The organism is Geobacillus sp. CAMR5420 (assembly GCF_000691465.1).
In the GTDB taxonomy this organism is placed as follows: Bacteria; Bacillota; Bacilli; order Bacillales; family Anoxybacillaceae; genus Geobacillus; species Geobacillus thermoleovorans.
Map to the genome: position 1 here is coordinate 1 of NZ_JHUS01000071.1, position 1,961 is coordinate 1,961.

The window sequence follows — 1,961 nt, forward strand, 5'->3', positions numbered from 1 at the left end:
CCTAACGGGAATGCTCCTTTTGCCGCCTGCCCATAGCGGTGGGAAAAGACGGCTTCTTCAGCCGCTCTCTTCCCCGCCTGTCTCCGCTTTCAAAGTGGCGGGCCACGACCCCACGTTTTCCCATAAAACCACTGGAAACATAACCTTCTCTTTCTTTGAAACGGCGATTGATGCCCCGCGCCCGCCGGCATGTCTACTATCCCACTTCCATCGAACGGACAGACCGCCTTATTCCCTTTTTTACAAAAAAGCCGTCGTGGCGATGCGAACGGGACAATTAAGCGGCATCCCTATTCACTTTGTTTGTGGAAAAAGGCAGCTGAGGCGCACTGGAGAACGTCAACAGCCCGATCCACTTTCAGCTGCCTATGCCCCACCGGCCGACCGATCGACTCGTAGATGAGGCCGGCGGCGTCGGCTTGTTTCGGGTCGTAGCAGTTGCGCCCGTCAAGCACAATTGGCCGATTCATCAGCGTCTTGTAACGGTGAAGGTCAAATTGCAGCACAGCCGGCCATTCGGTGAAAATGAAACAAACATCCGCGCCGCGAATGGCTTCCTCCATTGTCTCGCAACAAACAACCGCATCGCCAAAACGGCGCGAGACATGACCGAGGGCGGCCGGGTCCCAGACGCGCACGTCGGCTCCTTCGGCAATGAGCCGTTCGATGTTCGCCAATGCCGGCGATTCGCGCACATCGTCAGTGCCGGGCTTGAATGCGGCGCCCAGCACGGCTGCTGTTCGACCGCTGAACACACCAAGGTGGGCGCGCGCTTTCTCGAACAGTTTCCATTTCTGTTTTTCATTGACGTCCATCGCCGCCCACACGGTTTTGAGCGAATAGCCATGGGAGGCAGCCAACGCATAAAGCGCCTTCGTATCTTTCGGCAGGCAAGAGCCGCCATAGCCGACGCCGGCGCGCAAAAAGCGGCGGCCAATGCGCGGATCCATGCCGATTCCTTCCGCCACCGCCTGAATGTCGGCCCCTACCAACTCGCATACGTTGGCGATCTCGTTGATGTACGAAATTTTCAGCGCCAAAAACACATTGGCAGCGTACTTGATCATCTCTGCGCTTTTGCGGTCGGTGACAACGTACGGGAGCGCAAACGGGGCGTACAGCTCCTTCATCACCCGTTCAGCCCGGTCCGAATCCACTCCCAATACAATGCGCGGCGCCTGCAGTGTATCGCGCACTGCCGTTCCTTGCGACAAAAACTCCGGGTTGGATACGACGTCGAATTTCACCTCCGGCCGTCCGTTTTCCGCCAAAAAACGGGCGGCTTCATCGCCAGTGCCGACGGGCACGGTCGACTTGATAACGACAAGGCAATCGCGTTCGGCCGCCCCGGCGATGCGTCGCAATGCGCCCCATACATCATCAAGCCGCACAGACCCGTCCGGCTGCGGCGGCGTGCCGACGGCGATCATGATCACTTCCGCCCGTTGATACGCTTCCACATCGTTGGTCGTAAAGCGAAGGCGAACGCCGTTTCGCTGAATAAGCGAGTCAAGCCCCGGCTCATAAATCGGGACGATCCCTTCATTTAATAGGCGAATTTTCTCTTCGTTCACATCGACGCATGTCACATCATGCCCTTTATCGGCCAGACAAGCCGCGGTCACAAGTCCAACATATCCCGTTCCCGCAATCGCTATCTTCACGATTCCTCACACCTTTTCATCCATTGCGGCGATCGTCGCTTGTCCTCATTATATCGAATCGCCTGCCGGTTTTCACGGGTTCCGCCCCGTTGCTCGAACAAAAAACTATTTTCCACACAAAAAAGAGAATGCCCCAAAAGCAACGAGGCATCCTCCCTTCTTCCATATATATACATCAGACGGATTTTATCTTAATTAGGCGAGAAGACTCCCACTTCAACAAAGCGAAGCGGAGTAAGTGGGAGATGAATCGCCTTAACTATATTTTGCTGAAAATAGGATAGACTCCCATGACAA

General features: G+C 55.7%; 1 protein-coding gene. It reads right to left on the reverse strand.

What is annotated here, in order from left to right; translation table 11 throughout:
- Positions 1–290: 290 nt before the first annotated feature.
- Positions 291–1,664, reverse strand: coding sequence for a UDP-glucose/GDP-mannose dehydrogenase family protein (locus tag DI44_RS00805; RefSeq protein ID WP_033026512.1), 1,374 nt, complete (start codon positions 1,662–1,664; stop codon positions 291–293).
- Positions 1,665–1,961 lie beyond the last annotated feature (297 nt).